Here is a 20,476-nt window from a genome sequence, read left to right as displayed (position 1 = left end):
CCTAATAAATGAATTATCTGGCAATTCAGAGTGTCAAGTTGATACATTGCTTGATGCACTTAAATTTTTGGAATCCTGGTCGGATAGCCAATAATGAATAATAGGGCTAGAGTAACATTGTATTTAACTTTTCTCTGATCCCCGTTGCTGAGTGCTATATGGAATTTAGATGAAGATAAATCACATATTTATATTGTTGTCGCTGTTGTTTACAGATGAGCATTTGTTTGCAACGGAGATTAATAAGGATATTTTTTTTATTAGTTCGACACCCACGCCTTTGAGTGAAGGGACGTTTCCAACGCGATTATATTCGTATGATAACAATGAGCAGGCGCTGAATTTGTGCCGTGAAGTCGTATCTAAACAGCTTGGTGCGGAATTTCTGAAAGTTTATTACGATGAAAGATTGATTGTAATTGGCTCGCCTCCAGTTAAGCCGGATACGGTTAACATTCTTGAAATGGATGACCCGATGAAGGAAAAACGTATCAAAACTGCTGTTTTTGACAAATGTTTGGTATGTTCGGAATTAGAAACCCATTTGGTCAAGTTGCCTAATAAACAGTTGGCTTATACTTATTTTCTTGGCAAGAATGATTCCGATGTAACAATGTCATGGGGGGTGATTGACGGCAAGCAGATTGATTATCAGTTGAATAGTAAAGCCGAAATAAAGGCCGGTGGTATTCCTGGTGGAGCTATTCCTGGTGATTTTTTTTATATTAAAGTTGAGTCTGATTCTAAATTGTCAATTTTGGTGGGTCGTGAAAAATTGAATACCAATTGGAGGCTTCCAGAAAATATTGTTTTTAGTCAAGGCGATAATGTTGTTGCTTACGTCAATACAAATAATATGCTGGTATTAAGTTCAAGAGAAAATAAGCAAAGAAATACCGCTGAAGAGCTGGGGAAAAGTACCTGCTATGTTTTCAACAAGCTTTCCTCTAAATGGAAGATTATTGGTTTTCCGGGAGGGAGAACAGAGGTGCGAGGTTTGAATGAGTGGCTTGTGGGCTATGTGGCAGATATAGCTAGGAAAACACAAAGCCCTGGATCTGATAGAAGAAGAAAACATATGGCAGAAACCGGCACGCCGATCGATTGGCGATTTGATAGCGCTAATGTTTTTTTCTCGGGAATTTTAATGTTGCACAATATCAATACAGGCAAAGAATATAAAATAATTACTAGTCAAGGGGATAGTGAAATTCTCTGGGTAAGCGATTCATATGTCTACTATAGAGTTAACGATGAGCTAATAAAGGCTAGAATTCTCGATCAGACAATCGACACAGGTCAAGTTTTAGCTAAGGAGGATTTTATAGCGGATATTCATTGGGCTTTTGAAGGTCGATAGAATGAGTTTCGCATCGTTACGCTCGCCTCCATGTTTCCGCGATGCATGGCATCGGAAATAACTGATTTGTATAGCGGAAAACGACGGATAAGTGCTTAGCAATAAGTCAGCGAGCGCGATTGACATCTCTAGGAGCGCATGAATTGGTAATAAACATAATAGATGTGAACTTTTGCAAGGTGCTTATCAGGTGGTAATTTTGTCAGACCATTTGCATTCGATGCGGACATTACCCGAATCCGACGATGATTTTGGTTTGTGCCGACACCAAATATAATCTGCATTTATATGACGATTGTAATAAATGGTCGAAATCAAATTAGGCGGACACAAAAAGCAAACGTAGATTTTGCCGGCGGCGCTTGCTTCGACAAATTCGGTACTGGTTTGGGCGTGTGGCATTCGGTACTCGTGGCGTTACTGCTGGGAATGGTAGGGTAAAGGCCAGCGATTGCCAACGGCTTGGATCAAAACTGCGTCGTCAATATCCTCAACCGAACCGTGCAAGTTGGCAAGGATGGCGGATGGTCGATGCCGAGCGTACAGTCAACTCGGCCGGTCCCCTCGGCGCCGGTGCGTTGGGGGAGGTAAGTCATTGGCGGGCGGCGAGTCCGTTCAGTATACTGAGACCGTCGTCGGCTGGGGCCGACGGCGGCGGCATCGGGAAGGGGCCGCCTTTAATCGTCCCAGGACGGATTTAACCAGACCGGGAAGGACACCATGTCCAGTCTACGCATCGCGGCGTTCGCCACTCTCGCGGCGGCCGGTATCGCCGCCGCAGGGTTTCATTGGCGGCATTCCGAATCGCCGCCCACCCAGCTCAAGCTTTACGGCAATATCGATATTCGCCAAGTCGAACTCAGCTTCCACGATTCCGAACACGTCGCGCAAATTCAGGTGCAAGAGGGCGAGAGGGTCAAGCGCGGCCAATTGTTGGCGGTGCAGACCCTGGAACGTTTCCAGTATGCCTGGGATGCGGCGCAAGCCCGAGTCGAGGTCCAGCGCCACGTGGTCGATAAGGCCTTGAACGGCTCGCGGCCGCAGGAAATCGGTAAGGCCGGCAATGACGTCAAGGGCGCCGAAGCGGCATTGGTATTGGCCAAGAAGGAATTGGAGCGCATGCGCAATTTGGCGGAACGCAAATTGACCTCGGTGGAGTCGGTCGATCAAGCCAAGGCCGCCTACGACGGTGCCCGCGAGACCTTGCAAGCCCTGAAGGAACAATACCAGTTGACCGCGATCGGCCCGCGCCGCGAGGACATTCAAGCCGCCCAAGCTCAACTTCGAGTCGACGAAGCCGAATTGCTGTTGGCCAAGAAATCCTGGGAAGACGCTCATCTCTACGCGCCGGCCGACGCCGTCGTGCAAAACCGGATTCTCGAACCCGGCGACATGGCCAACGCCCAGACGCCGGTGCTGACGTTGGCCCTGACCGAGCCGCTGTGGGCCCGAGCTTACGCGGCCGAGACCGATCTCGGTAAATTGCGCCACGGCCTGCCGGCCCGCATCGTCAGCGACAGTTTTCCCGACCGGCATTACGCCGGTTGGGTCGGATATATCTCGCCGACCGCCGAATTCACGCCCAAGTCGGTCGAGACTAGCGAGTTGCGGACCAGTCTGGTCTACCAGGTGCGGGTTTACGTCTGCAATGCCCAAGATCAACTGCGCTTGGGTATGCCGGTCAGCGTCGAGATCGATGTCGACGCTCCGCCGGCCGGACAGCCGGGCTGCGCCGAGCGGCCGTGATCTCGCCGACGAACGCCCCGGCGCTGCGGTTCCAAGGCGTCGATAAATCGTTCCGGGCCGGCGACCGCGAAGTGGCGGCCTTGCGCCGGATCGATTTCGAATTGCCCGGCGGCGGCATCACCGCGCTGGTCGGGCCGGACGGCGCGGGCAAGACCACCTTGTTGCGTCTGGCCGCCGGTTTGTTGCTGCCGGAAGCCGGCAGCGTCGAAAGCTTTGGTAACGACACCGCGACGGCCGGGCCGCTGTTGCACGCCACCACCGGTTACATGCCGCAGCGTTTCGGTTTGTACGAAGATCTGAGTCTGCGCGAGAACCTGACGCTGTACGCCGATCTGCACGGTATCGCCCAGGCCGACCGACCCGAGCGCTTTGCCGAATTGCTGGCGATGACCGGGCTAGGCAAATTCGAAAGCCGCTTGGCCGGACGCTTGTCCGGCGGCATGAAACAAAAACTGGGTTTGGCTTGCACCTTGCTGAACCGGCCGCGTTTGCTGTTGCTCGACGAACCGTCGGTCGGCGTCGATCCGCTGTCCCGCCGCGAACTGTGGCATATCATCGACGCGCTGGTCAGCGACCACGGTACCACGGTCCTGCTCAGCACCGCCTACATGGACGAAGCCGAGCGCTGCCAACATGTTATCGTACTGGATCATGGTGGAATACTCAGACAGGGCGCGCCGGCCGCGCTGCACGAATTGGTGCGGGGGTGCGGCTATCGTCTAACTAGCGCGGTGTTGTCTAGTCGGCAACTGCGTCAACGCATCGTGGGCCAGCATGGCGTCATCGACGCGGTAGTGCAGGGCGATGCGGTCCGGGCGGTCATGGCGCCGGGTGCCGCGCCGGACTGGGCCGGCTGGTTTACGGCAAGCGACTGCGTGACGGCGCGGGCGGTGCCGGCGCGCTTGGAAGATGCCTTCATTTGGCTATTGACCGAGCGCGACGGCGGCCACGGCGTCGTCGAGAACGTTTGCCCGTTGGCGGTTACCGGCCCGGCCGCCGCGCCGGTCATCGAGGTTGAGGCGGTGGATCGCTGGTTCGGCGATTTTCAGGCGGTCAAAAAACTTTCCTTTCAGGTCGGACGCGGCGAAATTTTCGGTTTGCTGGGCGCCAACGGCGCCGGCAAGACCACCACGTTTCGAATGTTGTGCGGCTTGCTGCCGGCCAGCAACGGCAGCCTGAAAGTGGCCGGCGTGGATTTGCGGCGGGCGGCGGCCCAGGCCAGGGGCCGTTTGGGTTATATGTCGCAGAAATTCTCGTTGTACGGGCAATTGTCGGTACGGCAAAACCTGGATTTTTTCAGTCACGCCTACGGCTTGCGCGGCGGCGCGCGCCGGGAACGCATCGCTTGGGCCCTCGGCGAGTTCGGCTTGACCGAGTTCGCCGACACAGACAGCCGCGATTTGGCGCTGGGCTACAAGCAGCGTCTAGCGCTGGCTTGCGCGCTGATGCACGAGCCGGAAATCCTGTTTCTCGACGAGCCGACTTCCGGTATCGATCCGTTGGCCCGCCGCGAATTTTGGGCGCGTATCAACCAACTGGCTGCCGGCGGCGTGACGGTGCTGGTGACCACTCATTTCATGGAAGAGGCGGAATATTGCGACCGCCTACTGATCATGCGCGAGGGCGACATTCTGGCGGCCGGCACGCCGGCGCAAATCGTCCGCGCCGGCGGAAGCGAAGCGGCCTCGAATATGGAAGAAGCGTTTATACGCTTGGTGGAAGCGGCCGGCGGTGGAGGGGCAGCATGACGGCGACCCGGCAACGGCTGATCGGTTTGATCCGCAAGGAGTTCCTGCAGGTCTGGCGCGATCCCAGTAGCCTGGCGATCGCCTTCGTGATGCCGGTGTTCTTGCTGCTGTTGTTCGGCTACGGCGTGTCGCTGGACGCCAAGCGGGTGCCGATCGGCTTGGTGGTGGCGGCCCCAAGCGCCGAGACCGCCGCGCTGACCGCCGGATTCGAGCAGTCCGAGTATTTTCGCAGTCGTTATTTTCCGGATATGCCGGCCGCCGCCGCTGCGTTGCAGGCAGGCGAAATCAATGCCATCGTCAACTTGCAGGACGACTTCGACCGGCGCTTGCACGGTACCGAACCGGCGCCGATACAATTGATTCTGGACGGCGTCGATGCCAATACCGCCCGGCTGGTCAGCGGTTACGTGCTCGGCGTTTGGGACCGCTGGCTGAACGCGCGCGCCGAAAGCCGCGGCTTGCGGGCGGTACGGCCGGTGCAATTACGGAATCGGGTTTGGTACAACAGTGCGCTGCGCAGCCGGAATTTTTTGGTGCCGGGCTTGATCGCGGTGATCATGACCTTGATCGGGGCCTTGCTGACCGCGCTGGTGGTGGCGCGGGAATGGGAGCGCGGCACGATGGAGGCCTTGATCGCTACGCCGGTCAGCGTTCGCCAGGTTTTGCTCGGCAAACTGATACCGTATTATTTGCTAGGCATGGGCGGTATGCTGCTTTCGATCGCGATGGCGGTGTGGCTGTTCGAAGTGCCGCTGATCGGTTCGTTGTGGGTGTTGCTGGTGTGCGGCTCGTTGTTCCTACTGGCGGCCTTGGGCATGGGCTTGGTGATTTCGATTGCCGCGAAAAACCAGTTTGTCGCCGGCCAGATCGCCATCATCATCACCTTTTTGCCGGCGTTTTTGTTGTCAGGCTTCATCTTTAACATCGACAGTATGCCGACCGTCGTCCAGTGGGCGACCTATTTGATCGCCGCCCGCTATTTCGTCGCGATCTTGCAGACGGTGTTTCTGGCCGGCAACGTCTGGGAAGTCGTCGTCCCCAACGCGCTGGCGCTGGCCTTGATGGCGGCACTGTTCATGGCGCTGGCTTGGTGGCGGGCACCGCGCCGCTTGGAGTGAACGATGTTTTGGCGGATTTACGCAATGCTGGTCAAGGAGTTCCTCGATCTGGTCAAGGACAAGAAAAGTCGTTTCGTGTTGATCGCGCCGCCCATCGTGCAATTGTTCGTGTTCGGCTACGCCGCCACTTACGATCTCAACCAAGTGCCGATCGCGGTGTACAACGAAGACGCCGGCATCGCCTCGCGCGAGTTGATCGCCCGCTTCGGCGGCGCGCCGGCGTTTCGGGAGGCGCGCCGCTTGCGGCGCGATGCCGAAGTCGCCGAAGTGCTGGATACCAAGCAAGTATTGCTGGTGTTGCATATCGGCCGGCATTTCAGCCGCGACCTGCTGAGCGGCCGCCAACCGGCCGACGTGCAAATCCTGCTGGACGGCCGCGATTCGAATACCGCCCAAATCGCCCAAGGCTACGCGCAAACGGTGATCGCCGATTTCAACATCGCCTGGGCCAGGGACCACGGTTTGCCGCTGCCGGCCGCGGAGTTGCGGACCCGAGCCTGGTTCAATCCCAATCTGGAAAGCCGGTGGTTTATCGTGCCGGGCATCGTCGGTCTGCTGACCTTGGTGGTGACGATGTTGGTGACTTCGCTGTCGGTGGCGCGCGAGCGCGAGCAGGGCACCTTCGACCAATTGCTGGTGACGCCGCTGACGCCCAGGGAAATCGTGGTCGGCAAGGCCGTGCCGGGCTTCCTGATCGGCGTGTTCGAGGCCACCTTCAGCATCGTCATGGTGGTGCTGTGGTTCCGGGTGCCGCTGCTGGGCAGTTTGACGGCCTTGTATATCGGCATCGTGTTCTACGTGTTTGCGATCGTCGGCGTCGGCCTGATGATTTCCTCGCTATCGACGACTCAGCAGCAAGGCTTGCTGGGCGGCTTTCTAGTCATCGTGCCGGCGGTGATCCTGTCCGGCTATGCCACGCCGATCGCCAACATGCCGGAAGCCGTGCAAACCCTGACCTTGCTCAATCCGCTACGCTACTTTCTGGTCATCGTCCGCGGGGTATTCCTGCAAGGCCTGGACAGCCCGGCGCTGCTGCATCAATACTGGCCGATGGCCTTGATCGGCTTGGCCTCGCTAACCTGCGCGGGTTGGCTGTTTCGCAAGCGGATGTATTGAGGGGGCGAGTCTGGTCGTTTAAATCCGGCATCGGCATTGAATGGGGTGCCTGGCGAGTACTTGAAGTTTGAATAAGGAACAGGATTGTAGCCGTTGATGTTTTCGAATAACCAATAGCGCTCGGTGAATGGGAGTCTAGCGTTGACAGTTAATAACTGTAATCGACCCTAAGCAGGTCAATGACGATGAAATTGAATAGACAAAAAATGCAGATAAGCTGTCTTCAATTGTGAAATTAGCTTGCCAAATCGCTCGTTTCGAAGTCAACATAGCTCCGATTATGCTATCGCTAATCGGAGCTCGATTAGTTAGAGGTTCACCATGGCACGACGGAAGGAACTCAAAAACATCGCATCCGGGTTATATGGTTCGTTCATAAGCCGCAACAACGATGTAGGTGGCTATTGGGGTATTGGAAAACTTTGTCTTCTTGCGCAACAGAGTGGTGTTCAAATAGTTCGCCTTGATCTCCTTACGAAATCAATATTCCCAGCAAGTTCAGAGTTTTCAAAACTGGTTTCCGGCTACAGATCAATCCTAAATAAGCATCTTTCTGCGAAGGGCATTCCGGGAAACTGGTTAGCCTCCGCGATCATTGAGCTCGATTTCAAGCCTGAGCACCCTTCCGGAAAGCACATTCCAATTGCAACGTGGGGTAGTCTATTCAAGCTTGTGGTGAACATTTCAGACGACATGAAGAAAAATCATACTGTTTCCGGCTACAGTTTTTGCGGGCCACATAATCCGAGAAAGGAAGCCAAAAGTGCAGGTACGGAACGCTTCTAATTCGGCGCTCAACCTCGCTCCTTTCAGTTGCTGGATGCAGCGGGATAAAGCTGCGCAGAGCCGGTTAGCTCCACTACATGGACTATCCCTATCTATGCAAGGACTTTGTTTGTCGTTTAGGCTATACGGATGACTGATGAAAAATGCACGTTTCACTTAGCCTCATTTAGAGTGCCGTCGAAAAATCCGGACTCCGACGCCTTAGATGACATGGTCGCTACGGCAAACCAGTTTAGGGACGCGTCGATTAGGTGCTTTAACTCAACCGTTCCAATTGCTGAGCAGAACCAGCTGTTAGTGTTTCCCCATGTCGTTTGTGGGTGTTTTGCTTGTGAAATGTATCTGAAATTTCTGTTAAAGAAGGATGGCAAAAAAGCTCCAAGAAATCACTCTCTGATCGAATTATGGGCTATGCAGTCAGACATAATTAAAAATGGATTTCAAGCTAAGTATTTAACAACAAACATCGATGATTTAATAAGATCCATATCCGATCATTTTATTAAAATCAGGTATAACCACGAGATGCAAATGGAGACCGTTCATTTTGGTGAAGATAAACTTGCCATGATTCTTCCGTACCTCTCTGATGTTTGTAATAAATAAAGATGCAAAATGGGCCTAATTTAGGTGGTGCAGACGGAGCCCGCAATAAAACGCGTAGTCCAAAAACGGGGTCAGGTCTTGCAATAGAGCCTCCCTCAGTTAACCAAAAATGAGAAATCCCCCGGCTCTGCCGGGGAGACAGCAGGAGTTTGACATTTAGAGGGATGAAACGATGATACGGGAGTATATCCGTCATCAAGAACAGGAAGACCAACGAGTCGAACAAATGAACCTCTGGCAATGAGTCGCCGCCTATTGGCGGCTAAAGTTAAAGGGCCGCGTCAGCGACCCTATTTACCGCTTTGAGCGGTTCACAACATAAAGCCCCCGGCTTTGCCGGGGGATATTTACTATGAAATGCTGGTGATCATTGAATTACGGTTACTGATCGTCAGAATTCAGTCGTTCGCAACTCCATGTCTCTGGCGCCGGTGTGCTTTTCGGTGCTTTCCACTAGCGGCCTGCCGGCGTCGAGCTTGCTACCGAGACCATTTTGCTCCCGCGACCGGCGATTTTCTCCGCCGCGCGCCAACTAGCCTATAATTGCCGATCAAACCGTCGATACCGTCACTTATTCAATCATTTTCCCCGCCTTCATGCTCGACCACCTAACGATAGCCGGAACTCAGGACACCGGTTTCGACGATCCGTTGCTGGCCGCCTTATTGACAGTTTGCCGGCACCTGCATATTTCGCAAACCCCGGCGGCGTTGACCGCGGGACTCCCCTTGGTCGATCACAAACTGACGCCGGCGCTGTTCGGGCGGGCCGCCGAGCGGGCCGGCATGTCGGCGCGCTTGCTGCGCCGGCCGCTGGCCGACATTCCGGCCTTGAGTTTGCCGGCGGTACTGTTGCTGCGCGACGGTCACGCCTGCGTGTTGATCGGCAAGGATGGGACGAACTGCCGCATCGCCGTGTCTGAAACCGGCGGCGAGAAGACGCTGCCCAGCGCCGAACTGGAGAATCTGTATGCCGGCCGGGCTTTCTTCGTTCGAGTCAATCACCGCTTCGATGCCAGAACCGCCGATCTCGGCGCGGCACGGTCCGGCCATTGGATACGCAATGTGGTCTACGCGGCTTGGCCGATCTACGCCGAGGTGTTGGCCGCGTCGTTGCTGATCAATTTGTTCGCGTTGGCGGCGCCGTTGTTCTTCATGAATGTTTACGATCGGGTGGTGCCGAATCACGCGCTGGAAACGCTATGGGTGCTGGCGCTCGGGGTGTTGATCGTGTTCGGCTTCGAGTTGGCGATGAAGCTGTTGCGCGGCTACTTTATAGACGCCGCCGGCAAGCGCGCCGACATCGTGTTGTCGGCCGGCATCTTCGAAAAATTGTTGAACATTCGCCTGGAAGCTCGCCCGGCCTCGGCCGGCGCATTCGCTAACCGCTTGCACGAATTCGAGGCCTTCCGCGAGTTTTTGACGTCGGCCACCTTGGTGACCTTGGTCGATCTGCCGTTTTTGCTGCTGTTCGTATTGATTGTGTACAGCATTGCCGGCCCACTAGCCTGGATTCCGTTGGCGATATTGCCGCTGGCGGTATTGGCCGGCATCGCCTTGCAGGCGCCGTTGCGGCAAACCGTCGATACGATGTTTCGCTACGCCGCGGAGAACCAGGCGACCTTGATCGAAGCCCTGACTAATTTGGAAAACGTTAAAACCACCGGCGCGGCCAGCCAGTTGCAACGGCGTTGGGAAAACAATATCGGCGAATTGGCGCGGCTGGGTTTGAAGTCCCGGTTGTACACCAGCTTGACCGTCAATTTGACTGCGTTCTTTCAACAACTGGCGGCGGTGCTGTTGGTCGTGGCCGGGGTTTACCGGATCGGCGACGGCGACTTGACCACCGGCGGCCTGGTGGCGTGCACGATGCTGGCCGGCCGGGCCTTGGCGCCGGTCGGTCAGGTCGCGGCCTTGCTGACCCGCTATCATCAGGCGCGGATGGCCCTGGCCTCGGTGCGGCGGATGATGGACCTGCCGGTGGAACGCGAGGCCGGTAAGGATTATCTGCACCGGCCGCGTCTGGCCGGCGAGGTGGAGTTTCGCGGAGTCGGCTTCAGCTATCCCGGCCAGCCGGTGCCGGCCCTGGACAATGTGTCGTTCAAGATTCGGGCCGGCGAGCGGGTCGGCGTGATCGGCCGGATAGGCTCCGGCAAAAGTACGCTGGAGAAATTGATTCTGGCGCTGTACCAGCCGCAACAAGGCGCGATTTTGTTGGACGGTTGCGATAGCCGCCAGCTCGATCCCGCCGAATTGCGTCGCCAAATCGGCTACGTGCCGCAGGATAACGCGTTGATGTTCGGCAGCGTCCGCGACAACATCGTATTCGGCGCCGGGTACGTCGACGACGCGGCGATGCTGCGGGCGGCGGAGTTGGCCGGCGTCGCGCAGTTTACCGCCCGCCATCCGCTCGGTTTCGACATGCCGGTCGGCGAGCGCGGCGCCGGTTTGTCGGGCGGTCAACGCCAAAGCGTCGTGCTGGCCAGGGCCTTGCTGTTGCAGCCGGCGTTGTTGGTGCTGGACGAGCCGACCAACGCGATGGACAACAGCAGCGAGGAAGCCTTCAAGCAGCGCTTCGCGGCGCAATTGTCCGATCAGACCCTGATCCTAGTGACCCACAAAGCTTCGCTGTTGAGTCTGGTGGACCGGGTCATCGTCATGGACGGCGGCCATATCGTCGCCGACGGGCCGAAAGACCACGTGTTGGAAGCCTTGCGGCAAGGCCAGATCAAGGTGGCCGGATGAAAAAAACTTTGGGTGCTTGGCTGGCCGACTACCGCTATCGCAGCGAGGACCGCCGCGATTTCGACATCGCCGACGGCAGCGCGCTGTACGAATTACCGATCCAAAGTCATTTGATTTTGCTGACCACGCTGGTCTTCGTGTCAGTGGCGCTGGTCTGGGCCAATTTCTCGACGCTGGATGAAGTGACGCGCGGTCACGGCAAGACGATACCGTCCAGCCAGATCCAGGTCGTACAAAATCTGGAAGGCGGCATCGTCTCGGAAATCCTGGTGCGCGAGGGGGATAGCGTCGAAAAAGATCAAGTCTTGCTGCAACTGGACCGGGTGCGTTTCGCCTCGTCGTTTCAGGAAGCCAAGCTTAAGTATTACGAGCTGCTGGCCAATACCGCCCGCTTGAACGCCGAAATCAACGGCGGCGCGTTGCAATTGCCGGACGAAGTGGTCAAGCAGGCGCCCCAGATTGCCGACAATGTCCGGCAGTTGCTGGCTTCCCGCCAACACGAACTGAAGTCGAACACCGATATTCTCAGCGAGCAGATTCGCCAGCGCGAACAGGAAATCGTCGAGTTGCAGTCCAAGAGCGAGCAACTCGGACGCAGCTACAAAATGCTGCAGGACGAGGTGAAAATGTCCGAGCCGCTGGTGGCCGACGGCGCGATGTCGCAAGTCGAATTGTTGCGGCTGCAGCGGGCCGCCAACGATTTGCGCGGCGAATTGAATTCGGCCAATCTGGCGATGCCGCGCGCGCGTTCGGCGCTGGACGAAGCCCGCAATAAACTTTCCGAAATCAAGGCGCGCTTTCGGACCGAGGCCTTGAAGGAATTGAACGAGACCAAGGCCGAATTGGATCGCACCAGCGCTTCCGCCGTTGCGCTGGAAGACCGGGTCAGCCGGACGCGGGTGTTGTCGCCGGTCAAGGGCACCGTCAAGCGCATCAAGATCAATACGGTCGGCGGCGTAATTCAGCCGGGTATGGATTTGTTGGAAATCGTGCCGGTCGAGGATCAGTTGCTGATCGAGGCCAAAATCCGCCCGGCCGACATCGCTTTTCTTCACCCCGGACAGCAAGCTGTGGTAAAACTAACCGCGTACGACTATTCGATATACGGCGGTTTGGACGCAGTGTTGGAGCATATTAGCGCCGACAGTATTCCCGGCGAAAAAAAGGATGAGGACAGCTATTACCTGATCCGCCTGCGCACCGCCACGAACACTTTGCAAAACCGAGGGGAACGCTTGCAGATCATTGCCGGCATGACCGCCGAGGTCGATATATTGACCGGCAAGAAAACCGTGCTCGAATACCTGATGAAGCCGATATTCAAGGCCAGGGATAGGGCGTTGAGAGAACGATAATTACAAACGGCATATCCGTGGCTAACCTATTGATTTGTTCTAATAATCCCCAGTTGACCGCGCAATGGAACCACGCGTTGATTTCGGAATACACGGTCAGTATGTTGCACAATCCCAAGACCGAATTCACCGCCGACGCGGTCATTCTGGACGCTAAGAAGCTGGACGACGATGCCAGTCTGATGGCGTTGTTTTCCAACCGCCATACCCGTTTTCTAGTGATGGGCTGCGATTGGCCGGATAGCCGGCAAATCGAAGTGTTGATCAACGGCGCGGCCGGTTACTGCGATCAATCCGAATCCGCCGAATTATTGAAGCGGGCCGTCGCCTGCATTCTGGACGGCGACATCTGGATACGCCGCGCCCTGGTCCCCAAGGTGATCGGGGCGTTGACCCGCGCCAGACAAACTCAAACCGTGAAAAATCGTTACGACGCCGAGCAGAAACTGCAGCAGATCGCCGGCTTGTCGGCGCGCGAGCTCGAAGTCGCCAATCTGATCCGCCAGGGCGAAAACAATAAACGTATCGCGCTGGCGCTGAATATTTCAGAGCGCACAGTCAAGGCGCATTTATCGTCGATATTCCGCAAATTGGGTGTCGACGATCGCTTGCATCTGGCCATATTGTTAAAAGAAACCGACCAATATCAAAGAGGATAGGCATGAAATCGACGACCGGATGGGGTGTAAGCATCGCGATACAACTAGCGTTTGCGACCGACGGCTACGCGGTAACGTTACAGGATTCGATCCAGAAAGTGCTGGACGACAACCCGAAGATCCAGGCGGCCAAATCCGAACGCCGGGCGGTCGAGGAAGAAATCGGCCAAGCCAAGGCCGGTTACTTTCCGACCGTGGACGCCACGGCCGGCATCGGCTGGGAAGAGTCGAACAATCCGACCACCCGTACCCGAGGCGACGGCTCGGTGTTTTATCATCGCGAGGAAGGCGCCATCCAGGTCCGGCAAATGTTGTTCGACGGTCTGGCTACTCCCAACGAAGTCGAGCGCCAGGAAAAACGTACCGATTCGCGCGCCTACACCGTGTTCGGCCAGTCCGAGATCACCGCGCTGGACGGCGTCGAAGCCTACCTGAAAGTGTTGCGCCGTCAGGAGTTACTGAATCTAGCCAAGGACAACCTGCAACTGCATTTGCGCACCAACGAGCAAATCAAATTGCGTAGCGAGCGCGGCGTCGGCAAGCGGGCCGACGTCGATCAATCGATGGGCCGGGTGGCTTTGGCCGAGAAGAACGTCTGGTCCGAGACCGGTAACCTGAAAGACGCCGAAACCGGCTTTCAACGGGTGATCGGCATCTTGCCGGACGCGGTCGAACCGGTCGCCGCGCCGACCGCCGCGTTGCCGGCGACGATGGAACAAGCCATCGACGAAGCCCTGGCCGACCATCCGATTCTGAAGTCGGCGAATTCGGACGTGGAATCGGCCTTCGCCCAGCACGAAACCGCCAAGGCACCGTACTTTCCGCGTTTCGATATCGAAACCGGCGTCAGCCACAATTACAACTTGGACGGTATCCGCGGCACTAACTCGGACATGACGGCGATGTTGCGGATGCGTTACAACCTGTTCAACGGCGGCAAGGACATCGCCCGCCGCGAGCAGACCGCGCAATTGATCAATCAGGCCAAGGACATCCGCGACAACACCCATCGCCAAGTGGTCGAAAGCATGCGCTTGTCCTGGGTGGCTTACCAGACCGTGAAAAGCCAGATGGAGTTCTACAAACAACACGCAGACTCGGCCGAAAAAACCATCACCGCCTACCAACAGCAGTTCAATATCGGTCAGCGCACCTTGTTGGACTTGCTGGATACCTACAACGAGATGTACGTTGCCAAGAGCTCGTTGATTAACGCCAAATACGACGAGTTATTCTCGCAGTACCGAATTTTGGCGAGCAAGGGCCAATTGAATAAGCATTTGGGTACCAAATTGCCGGAAGAGATTCAGCCCATCAGTTCGGCGGATTAGAGAACGCGATGCGCGGGTTTCTAGAGTTGGCGACATATAGATGATGCGGATACATGTCGATCGATGATAGGTTGAAGTCCGTAGCTGGTTAATAGCTTGTAGAGGGGCGCAATCCTAGCCGTGTAGCGATGCCGGCCCTTTAACAGTAGTTCTGAAAGATCCGCATCAGTTTGGGCATTCCGATAGCAGTCTCCCTATCGGATCGCCAAACACACGGTTTTCAACAATGCGTGGGCGACGGCGAAGATAGTGCGCTTTCGCCCGCGTCGAATCAATAGTGATCTCCTGAAAAAAGTTGTTTTGAATCATTGCGATAAATGGTTGCGGCTTTTTACGTCATCGGTTCCTGAGTGTTCCAGCGTGAACAGCGCAGTCGAAAGCCTTTTGCTCAGGACCAATAGCCGATACAGCGCTGTTGGATCTTGACGACGCTGTTCCGTATCTCCGTACCAATACTTAGCAAGACGACAACGACCAGTCCGATGTCGAGCGGCCGGTCGGAGAGGTTTTCGAACCTAACATGAGCAAGTTCAATGCTTCGCGCCGCCGTTGCCTATTTTTCAACATTTAACGGGCTGTCCGAGTTGGTAAGCGTCGAATCGAGTAGGGGCGCAAAAGCCATGGACTTCAGTAGGCCGGTCGCACTGGATTGCGCGGGTAGCGTTAAGCGTTAGAGTTAGCGAGAGGCTGGCGGCTACGGGGCGTTCGACAAAGTCCAGCCGAATCGCCGGGCGGAACGACCGAGTATCCGACAAATGTTTGTCGCCCGCGCTTAGTGGTTTGTCGGTTTTCCTACAAAAAGCTTGTCCGGGAATCGCTGGAAAATCATCGGGTTATTGCTTGGCACGCCGGTTGCAAGTTGATAAGCAAAAACTTGGGGTCGTGTCATGAAAACGAATAAAGACATTGCGGAATTATTGGACGAACCGGCTTGCGAACACAACAAGAAGGAGAAATCCGGTTGCGCCAAGCCTAAACCCGGCTCCGCCGCGGGCGGTTGTGCGTTTGACGGTGCCCAGATTGCGTTGTTGCCTATCGCCGATGTCGCCCATATTGTCCACGGGCCGATTGCCTGCGCCGGCAGCTCTTGGGATAACCGCGGGACCCGGTCGTCGGGGCCGGACTTATACCGGATCGGCATGACCACCGATTTGACCGAACAGGATATCGTGATGGGCCGCAGCGAAAAGCGGCTGTTCCACGCGATCAAGCAGGCCATCGAGACCTACAATCCGCCGGCGGTGTTCGTCTACAACACCTGCGTTCCGGCCTTGGTCGGCGACGACATCAACGCGACCTGCAAGGAAGCCGCCGAGCGGTGGGGCGTGCCGGTGGTACCTATCGATAGCGCCGGTTTCTACGGCACTAAAAACCTGGGCAACCGGATTGCCGCCGATGCGATGCTGAACCATGTGGTCGGCACGCGCGATCCCGATCCGTTGCCGCCGGGTACCGAGCGGCCCGGTATCAAGGTTCACGACGTCAATTTGGTCGGCGAATACAACATCGCCGGCGAATTCTGGCATGTACTGCCCTTGCTGGACGAACTGGGCTTGCGGGTGCTGTGCACCTTGTCCGGCGACGCCCGCTTCCGCGAGGTGCAAACCATGCACAAGGCCGAAGTCAACATGATGGTCTGCTCGAAAGCGATGCTGAACGTGGCCCGCCGGATGGAAAAAGATTACAAAACCCCGTGGTTCGAAGGCAGCTTCTACGGCATTACCGATACCAGCCAGTCCTTGCGCGATTTTGCCAAGGTCATCGACGATCCGGATTTGACCGAACGCACCGAGGCGCTGATTGCCCGCGAAGAGGCTCGAATCCGCGCGGCGCTGGCGCCGTGGCGCGAGCGTTTGAAAGGCAAGCGGGTGCTGTTGTTTACCGGCGGGGTCAAGAGCTGGTCGGTGATTTCGGCCTTGCAGGATTTGGGGATGGTCGTGGTCGCGACCGGTACCAAAAAGTCCACCGAGGAAGACAAGGCGCGCATCCGCGAACTGATGGGCGAGGATACGCTGATGATCGAGGACGGTAGCCCGAAAGCCCTGTTGAAGGTCGTTCACGATTATAAGGCCGATATTTTGATCGCCGGTGGCCGCAATATGTACACCGCGTTGAAAGCCAAAATTCCGTTCCTGGATATCAACCAAGAGCGCGAATTCGGTTATGCCGGTTACGAAGGCATGCTGGAATTGGTTCGCCAGTTGGCGCTGACGTTGGAAAGCCCGGTTTGGGAGTCGGTCAGGGCGCCGATGCCCTGGCGCGTCGGCGCTCTCGCCAAGCCCGTTACCAGCGAAACGGTGGAGCCGGCGTTAAAAATTCAGGCGGCTTAGTCCGATTAGACGGTGTGCGATTGACTCAGGCAACTAGGTAGGCGGCGATGGCGGAAATTCTCAAACGTAAGAAAGCACTCTCGGTCAGTCCGTTAAAGGCCAGCGCGCCAACCGGTGGTTCGTTGGCTTGCCTGGGTTTCGACCGAGCGATTCCGATGCTGCACGGTTCGCAAGGCTGTACCGCATTCGCGAAAGTGTTTTTCGTCCGGCATTTTCGCGAACCGATTCCATTGCAAACCACCGCGATGGACCAAGCCAGCTCGGTGCTGGGCGCCGACGAAAACGTCGTCGAAGGTTTGAAAGCCATCGCCGAGAAATCCAATCCGGCCTTGATCGCGGTGTTGACCACCGGTTTGGCCGAAACCCAGGGTTGCGACGTACAGCGCAACGTGCGCGAATTTCGCGCCAAGTATCCGGAGTACGACCACGTTGCCGTCGTCGCGGTCAATACCCCGGATTTCACTGGTTGCGTCGAGACCGGCTATGCCGCGACGATACACGAGATCGTCAATGCACTGGTGCCCGATGCCGAAACGGCGGGTACCAAGCCAGGTAATCGCCGTCGGCAGGTGAACGTGTTGGTCAGCCATATGCTGACGCCCGGCGACCTGGAAGCCCTGCGCGACACGATAGAAATGTTCGGCTTGCGGCCGGTGCTGGTGCCGGATTTATCCGACTCGCTGGACGGCAGCTTGACCGAAGACGAATTTTCGCCGGTGACGATAGGCGGTACGCCGGTGTCGGAACTGGCTACGCTGGGCGAGGCCAAGGCCTCGCTGATCATTGGACCTTCCTTGCATAAAGCCGGCGAGTTGCTGCAAGAAAAAACCGGCGTGCCGAGTTACTTTTTCGAACATTTGTACGGCCTGGAAGCCAACGATGCGCTGATCCTGGCGCTGGCCGAAATCAGCGAACAGCCGGTCCCGCAACGGATAGAACGCCAACGTGCTCAATTGCAGGACGCGATGCTGGATACCCATTTCATGCTGGGCCAGCTCAAGGTGGCGATCGCTGCGGATCCCGATTTGCTGAATGCCTGCGTGCATTTGATCAAGGGCATGGGCGGCGACGTGGTCGCGGCGATCAGCCCGGCTAACGCGGCGATTCTGAGCAAAATGCCGGTTAGCAGCGTCAAGATCGGCGACCTGGAAGATCTGGAGCTGACCGCTAGGGAAAACGGCGCGCAGTTGCTGATCGGCAATTCGCACGCGGTCGATAGCGCGGAACGCCTGGGCGTGCCTATCCTGCGCACCGGCTTTCCGTTGTACGACATCATCGGCGGCTATCAAAAAACCTGGATCGGTTATCGCGGCACGCGCCAAGCTTTGTTCGACTTGGCTAACTTGGTGATCAACTTCGCGCACGAAGAGATCGAAGTCTATCACTCGCCGTATTCGCAAAAACCGGAAAACGAACGCCACGCCTGCTCGCCGTCATGTCACTAGCCCGTCGCATGCAGGTTGTGCATACCCCTGAACAGAGGATGCCCATGGAAACCGCGATTAAAGTCGCCTTTGCCACTACCGATATGGTGCATGTCAACCAGCATTTCGGTTCAGCCCGTTCGTTCGCGGTCTACGCGGTGGACCCCGAGCAATCGGAAATGCTAGAAGCCGCGCAGTTCGGCGAACTGGCCCAGGACGGTAACGAGGATAAGTTGTCGGTCAAGATTCAACTGCTGGACGGCTGCGCGGCCGTCTATTGCCAAGCCATCGGCGCCTCGGCGATCAAGCAAATCATCGCCCAGGGCATACAGCCGATCAAAGTCCATGAAGGCAGCACCATCAAGGATTTGATCGGCGATTTGCAGAACGAAATGAAAGCCGGGCCTTCCGCGTGGCTGACCAAGGCCATCAACGCGCACAAGGGGCCGGATGCCGGCCGCTTCGATGCGATGGAAGACGAAGGCTGGGACGAGTAAGCGCTTTAACGAATCGACAAATTGCGGCGGTTCGCCGCCCTAACCAAAACCACTGGAGAACCCACCATGTCTCAACCCGCACTCGTCGTCGAAGCCGGCGACCCTTTGATGAGCTCTGAAATCGTTGTCGAGATGATCAAACAACTCAGAGCAATGGATACCTACGACACCTACGAAGGTTGGTCCGAGGAAAAAATCATCGATCCGCTGATCATGACCAAGGAGCGCAAACGCGAAGTGCCGGTCATCGGCGATCCCGACGAAATTACGCTGGCGCGCGTCAAGGCGTATTACAACGCCATTTCCTCGCTGGTGGAAAAACGTTGCGGTCTGATGGCGGTACCGGTGATCAATATCACCCATGAAGGCTTCGGCCGGGCGCTGGTCTTGGTCGGCAAACTGATCGCGGTCGACAAAGTGTTGCGCGACGTGCATCGCTTCGGCTTCGGCAGTTTGGAAGAGTTGAACGAAAAAACCGAGAAAGTGTTGGAAAAAGCCGTGGCCTTGATCGAGCAATTCAAAGAAGTGGCGGAAGCTTGAGGTGAAATTATGAGTGACGAAGAGATTAAAGCGCTGGAAAAAGAAGTGAAAAAGACCAAACGCCTGGCCAACGAGGCGGCGTCGGTGTTGCATGATCTGATTGAAGACCGTTTGCCGGATGCTTACGGGGAGTTGATGGGCATTGCCCAAACGACGTACGACGCATGTAAGGCTTGGGACGAAGCCAACAAGAAATTTCAAGCCGCCAGTGGCGGATGAGGCTTGAGGAGAGCGATATGAGCGAATTTGTAACCGGCGTAACTTTTGGCGGCAGCGTTTGGACGCCATCTTACGTGACCGATTTGAACCAACGCGACTGCATCGGTTGCGGCCGTTGCTTCAAGGTGTGCCCGCGCGACGTGTTCGATTTGGTGGACCGGGGAGATGTACTGGACGCCGCCGACTTGGAGGACTTCGACGAGGATGACGACAACACGATGGTGATGAGCCTCAAAAATGCCGCCGACTGTATTGGCTGCGAGGCTTGCTCCAAAGTTTGCCCGAAAGCCTGCTTTACCCACGAGCACAAGGCAGCGGCGTAAACGCCGTCCGGCGATTGCGGAGTGTTCAGCGCTCCGCTTTCGTCCTGCCTTTTGATGGCCACTTTTTATCGGCAGGCTTCCGCGCCGCTCAACGCGAAACCGTTGAGCGCAAACGCGATGCAAGCGACCGCCATCCATACAGCTTGGTTGGCGGCTTGAAGCGATCTGCCCGCTTTAAGAAAGGGCGCCCCCTTTCAGCGTCGCGCAAGCGACCCGATTTCTTATTTCAGTTCAAAAAAGGAAAGCTATCATGCCACGTCCCAATAAACACGTTTTCGTCTGTACTCAAGCGCGTCCGCAAGGCCATCCGCGCGGTTCCTGTACCGCCAGCGGTTGTGCCGACGTGATGAACGAATTCATGGCGCAAATTCAAAGCCGCAATTTGTTCGAAAAAATCGGCCTGACCAACACGGGCTGCATGGGGCCTTGCATGCTGGGACCCAGCGTGCTGGTCTATCCCGAAGGTGTTATGTATGGACGGGTGACCAAGGACGACGTCAAAACCATCATCGAGGAGCATTTGCTGGGTGATAAGCCTGTCGAAAAGCTTATCGTGCCCGCCGAGGTTTGGTAA

17 protein-coding genes are annotated in these 20,476 nt (G+C 56.4%); all 17 read left to right on the top strand.

Translation table 11 applies throughout. From position 1 onward, the window contains the following. The first annotated feature begins 169 nt into the window (after positions 1–169). The 17 genes from BJL95_RS20240 to BJL95_RS20150 all read left to right on the top strand — a co-directional run bounded on the left by BJL95_RS20240 (position 170) and on the right by BJL95_RS20150 (position 20,476). Positions 170–1,360 carry a hypothetical protein gene (locus BJL95_RS20240; protein WP_071160502.1) on the top strand — a complete coding sequence of 397 codons (1,191 nt, stop codon included), beginning with the start codon at positions 170–172 and terminating at the stop codon, positions 1,358–1,360. Positions 1,361–2,080: 720 nt separating this feature from the next. Then, positions 2,081–3,106, top strand: coding sequence for an HlyD family efflux transporter periplasmic adaptor subunit (locus BJL95_RS20230; RefSeq protein ID WP_064026699.1), 1,026 nt, complete (start codon positions 2,081–2,083; stop codon positions 3,104–3,106). Next, a complete protein-coding gene (locus BJL95_RS20225) occupies positions 3,103–4,854 on the top strand; it encodes an ATP-binding cassette domain-containing protein (RefSeq protein WP_217631716.1) in 1,752 nt (583 codons plus the stop codon). Before BJL95_RS20230 ends, BJL95_RS20225 begins: the two co-directional genes overlap by 4 nt. Then, positions 4,851–5,972 carry an ABC transporter permease gene (locus BJL95_RS20220; RefSeq protein ID WP_071160501.1) on the top strand — a complete coding sequence of 374 codons (1,122 nt, stop codon included), beginning with the start codon at positions 4,851–4,853 and terminating at the stop codon, positions 5,970–5,972. The genes BJL95_RS20225 and BJL95_RS20220 overlap by 4 nt, the downstream gene beginning before the upstream one ends. Positions 5,973–5,975: 3 nt before the next feature. Continuing rightward, positions 5,976–7,088 (top strand): ABC transporter permease, encoded by a 1,113-nt coding sequence (locus BJL95_RS20215; RefSeq protein WP_071160500.1) that lies wholly within the window; start codon positions 5,976–5,978, stop codon positions 7,086–7,088. A gap of 321 nt (positions 7,089–7,409) precedes the next feature. Beyond that, a complete protein-coding gene (locus tag BJL95_RS20210) occupies positions 7,410–7,874 on the top strand; it encodes a hypothetical protein (RefSeq protein ID WP_071160499.1) in 465 nt (154 codons plus the stop codon). Between the two features lie 1,202 nt (positions 7,875–9,076). Then, positions 9,077–11,224 (top strand): type I secretion system permease/ATPase, encoded by a 2,148-nt coding sequence (locus BJL95_RS20200; RefSeq protein ID WP_071160497.1) that lies wholly within the window; start codon positions 9,077–9,079, stop codon positions 11,222–11,224. After that, positions 11,221–12,579 carry an HlyD family type I secretion periplasmic adaptor subunit gene (locus tag BJL95_RS20195; protein WP_071160496.1) on the top strand — a complete coding sequence of 453 codons (1,359 nt, stop codon included), beginning with the start codon at positions 11,221–11,223 and terminating at the stop codon, positions 12,577–12,579. Before BJL95_RS20200 ends, BJL95_RS20195 begins: the two co-directional genes overlap by 4 nt. Positions 12,580–12,596: 17 nt before the next feature. Next, the gene (locus BJL95_RS20190) at positions 12,597–13,238 is read left to right on the top strand and encodes a response regulator transcription factor (RefSeq protein WP_064029655.1); all 642 of its coding nucleotides are present in this window, start codon (positions 12,597–12,599) and stop codon (positions 13,236–13,238) included. A 2-nt stretch (positions 13,239–13,240) separates the two neighbouring features. Next, a complete protein-coding gene (locus BJL95_RS20185; protein WP_071160495.1) occupies positions 13,241–14,569 on the top strand; it encodes a TolC family outer membrane protein in 1,329 nt (442 codons plus the stop codon). An 887-nt stretch (positions 14,570–15,456) separates the two neighbouring features. Continuing rightward, entirely contained in the window at positions 15,457–16,899 is a 1,443-nt protein-coding gene (nifE, locus tag BJL95_RS20180) for a nitrogenase iron-molybdenum cofactor biosynthesis protein NifE (RefSeq protein WP_064029651.1), read from the top strand. Positions 16,900–16,946: 47 nt separating this feature from the next. Beyond that, a complete protein-coding gene (gene nifN, locus BJL95_RS20175; protein ID WP_064029649.1) occupies positions 16,947–18,344 on the top strand; it encodes a nitrogenase iron-molybdenum cofactor biosynthesis protein NifN in 1,398 nt (465 codons plus the stop codon). Between the two features lie 44 nt (positions 18,345–18,388). Further along, entirely contained in the window at positions 18,389–18,820 is a 432-nt protein-coding gene (nifX, locus tag BJL95_RS20170; RefSeq protein WP_082885565.1) for a nitrogen fixation protein NifX, read from the top strand. A gap of 66 nt (positions 18,821–18,886) precedes the next feature. Continuing rightward, complete coding sequence (locus BJL95_RS20165) at positions 18,887–19,360, top strand: NifX-associated nitrogen fixation protein (protein ID WP_064029646.1); 474 nt, start codon at positions 18,887–18,889, stop codon at positions 19,358–19,360. 9 nt (positions 19,361–19,369) lie between these two features. Then, positions 19,370–19,579 (top strand): CCE_0567 family metalloprotein, encoded by a 210-nt coding sequence (locus BJL95_RS20160; RefSeq protein WP_064029644.1) that lies wholly within the window; start codon positions 19,370–19,372, stop codon positions 19,577–19,579. Between the two features lie 17 nt (positions 19,580–19,596). Then, positions 19,597–19,902: a ferredoxin III, nif-specific gene (gene fdxB / locus BJL95_RS20155; protein WP_064029672.1), complete on the top strand. Its 306-nt coding sequence runs from the start codon at positions 19,597–19,599 to the stop codon at positions 19,900–19,902. Positions 19,903–20,152: 250 nt separating this feature from the next. After that, a complete protein-coding gene (locus BJL95_RS20150) occupies positions 20,153–20,476 on the top strand; it encodes a ferredoxin (RefSeq protein ID WP_064029642.1) in 324 nt (107 codons plus the stop codon).

Source organism: Methylomonas sp. LWB, assembly GCF_001856095.1.
Lineage (GTDB): Bacteria > Pseudomonadota > Gammaproteobacteria > Methylococcales > Methylomonadaceae > Methylomonas > Methylomonas koyamae_A.
Note: the sequence above shows the minus strand (reverse complement) of the source record. Positions and strands in the feature narration are given on the sequence as shown.

What these genes read in the sequence shown, in the direction of transcription:
- BJL95_RS20240 (WP_071160502.1), top strand. Translation starts at nt 170, where the DNA reads ATGAAGATAAATCACATATTTATATTGTTGTCGCTGTTGTTTACAGAT.
- BJL95_RS20230 (WP_064026699.1), top strand. Translation starts at nt 2,081, where the DNA reads ATGTCCAGTCTACGCATCGCGGCGTTCGCCACTCTCGCGGCGGCCGGT.
- BJL95_RS20220 (WP_071160501.1), top strand. Translation starts at nt 4,851, where the DNA reads ATGACGGCGACCCGGCAACGGCTGATCGGTTTGATCCGCAAGGAGTTC.
- BJL95_RS20215 (WP_071160500.1), top strand. Translation starts at nt 5,976, where the DNA reads ATGTTTTGGCGGATTTACGCAATGCTGGTCAAGGAGTTCCTCGATCTG.
- BJL95_RS20210 (WP_071160499.1), top strand. Translation starts at nt 7,410, where the DNA reads ATGGCACGACGGAAGGAACTCAAAAACATCGCATCCGGGTTATATGGT.
- BJL95_RS20200 (WP_071160497.1), top strand. Translation starts at nt 9,077, where the DNA reads ATGCTCGACCACCTAACGATAGCCGGAACTCAGGACACCGGTTTCGAC.
- BJL95_RS20195 (WP_071160496.1), top strand. Translation starts at nt 11,221, where the DNA reads ATGAAAAAAACTTTGGGTGCTTGGCTGGCCGACTACCGCTATCGCAGC.
- BJL95_RS20185 (WP_071160495.1), top strand. Translation starts at nt 13,241, where the DNA reads ATGAAATCGACGACCGGATGGGGTGTAAGCATCGCGATACAACTAGCG.
- nifE (WP_064029651.1), top strand. Translation starts at nt 15,457, where the DNA reads ATGAAAACGAATAAAGACATTGCGGAATTATTGGACGAACCGGCTTGC.
- nifN (WP_064029649.1), top strand. Translation starts at nt 16,947, where the DNA reads ATGGCGGAAATTCTCAAACGTAAGAAAGCACTCTCGGTCAGTCCGTTA.
- nifX (WP_082885565.1), top strand. Translation starts at nt 18,389, where the DNA reads ATGGAAACCGCGATTAAAGTCGCCTTTGCCACTACCGATATGGTGCAT.
- BJL95_RS20165 (WP_064029646.1), top strand. Translation starts at nt 18,887, where the DNA reads ATGTCTCAACCCGCACTCGTCGTCGAAGCCGGCGACCCTTTGATGAGC.
- BJL95_RS20160 (WP_064029644.1), top strand. Translation starts at nt 19,370, where the DNA reads ATGAGTGACGAAGAGATTAAAGCGCTGGAAAAAGAAGTGAAAAAGACC.
- fdxB (WP_064029672.1), top strand. Translation starts at nt 19,597, where the DNA reads ATGAGCGAATTTGTAACCGGCGTAACTTTTGGCGGCAGCGTTTGGACG.
- BJL95_RS20150 (WP_064029642.1), top strand. Translation starts at nt 20,153, where the DNA reads ATGCCACGTCCCAATAAACACGTTTTCGTCTGTACTCAAGCGCGTCCG.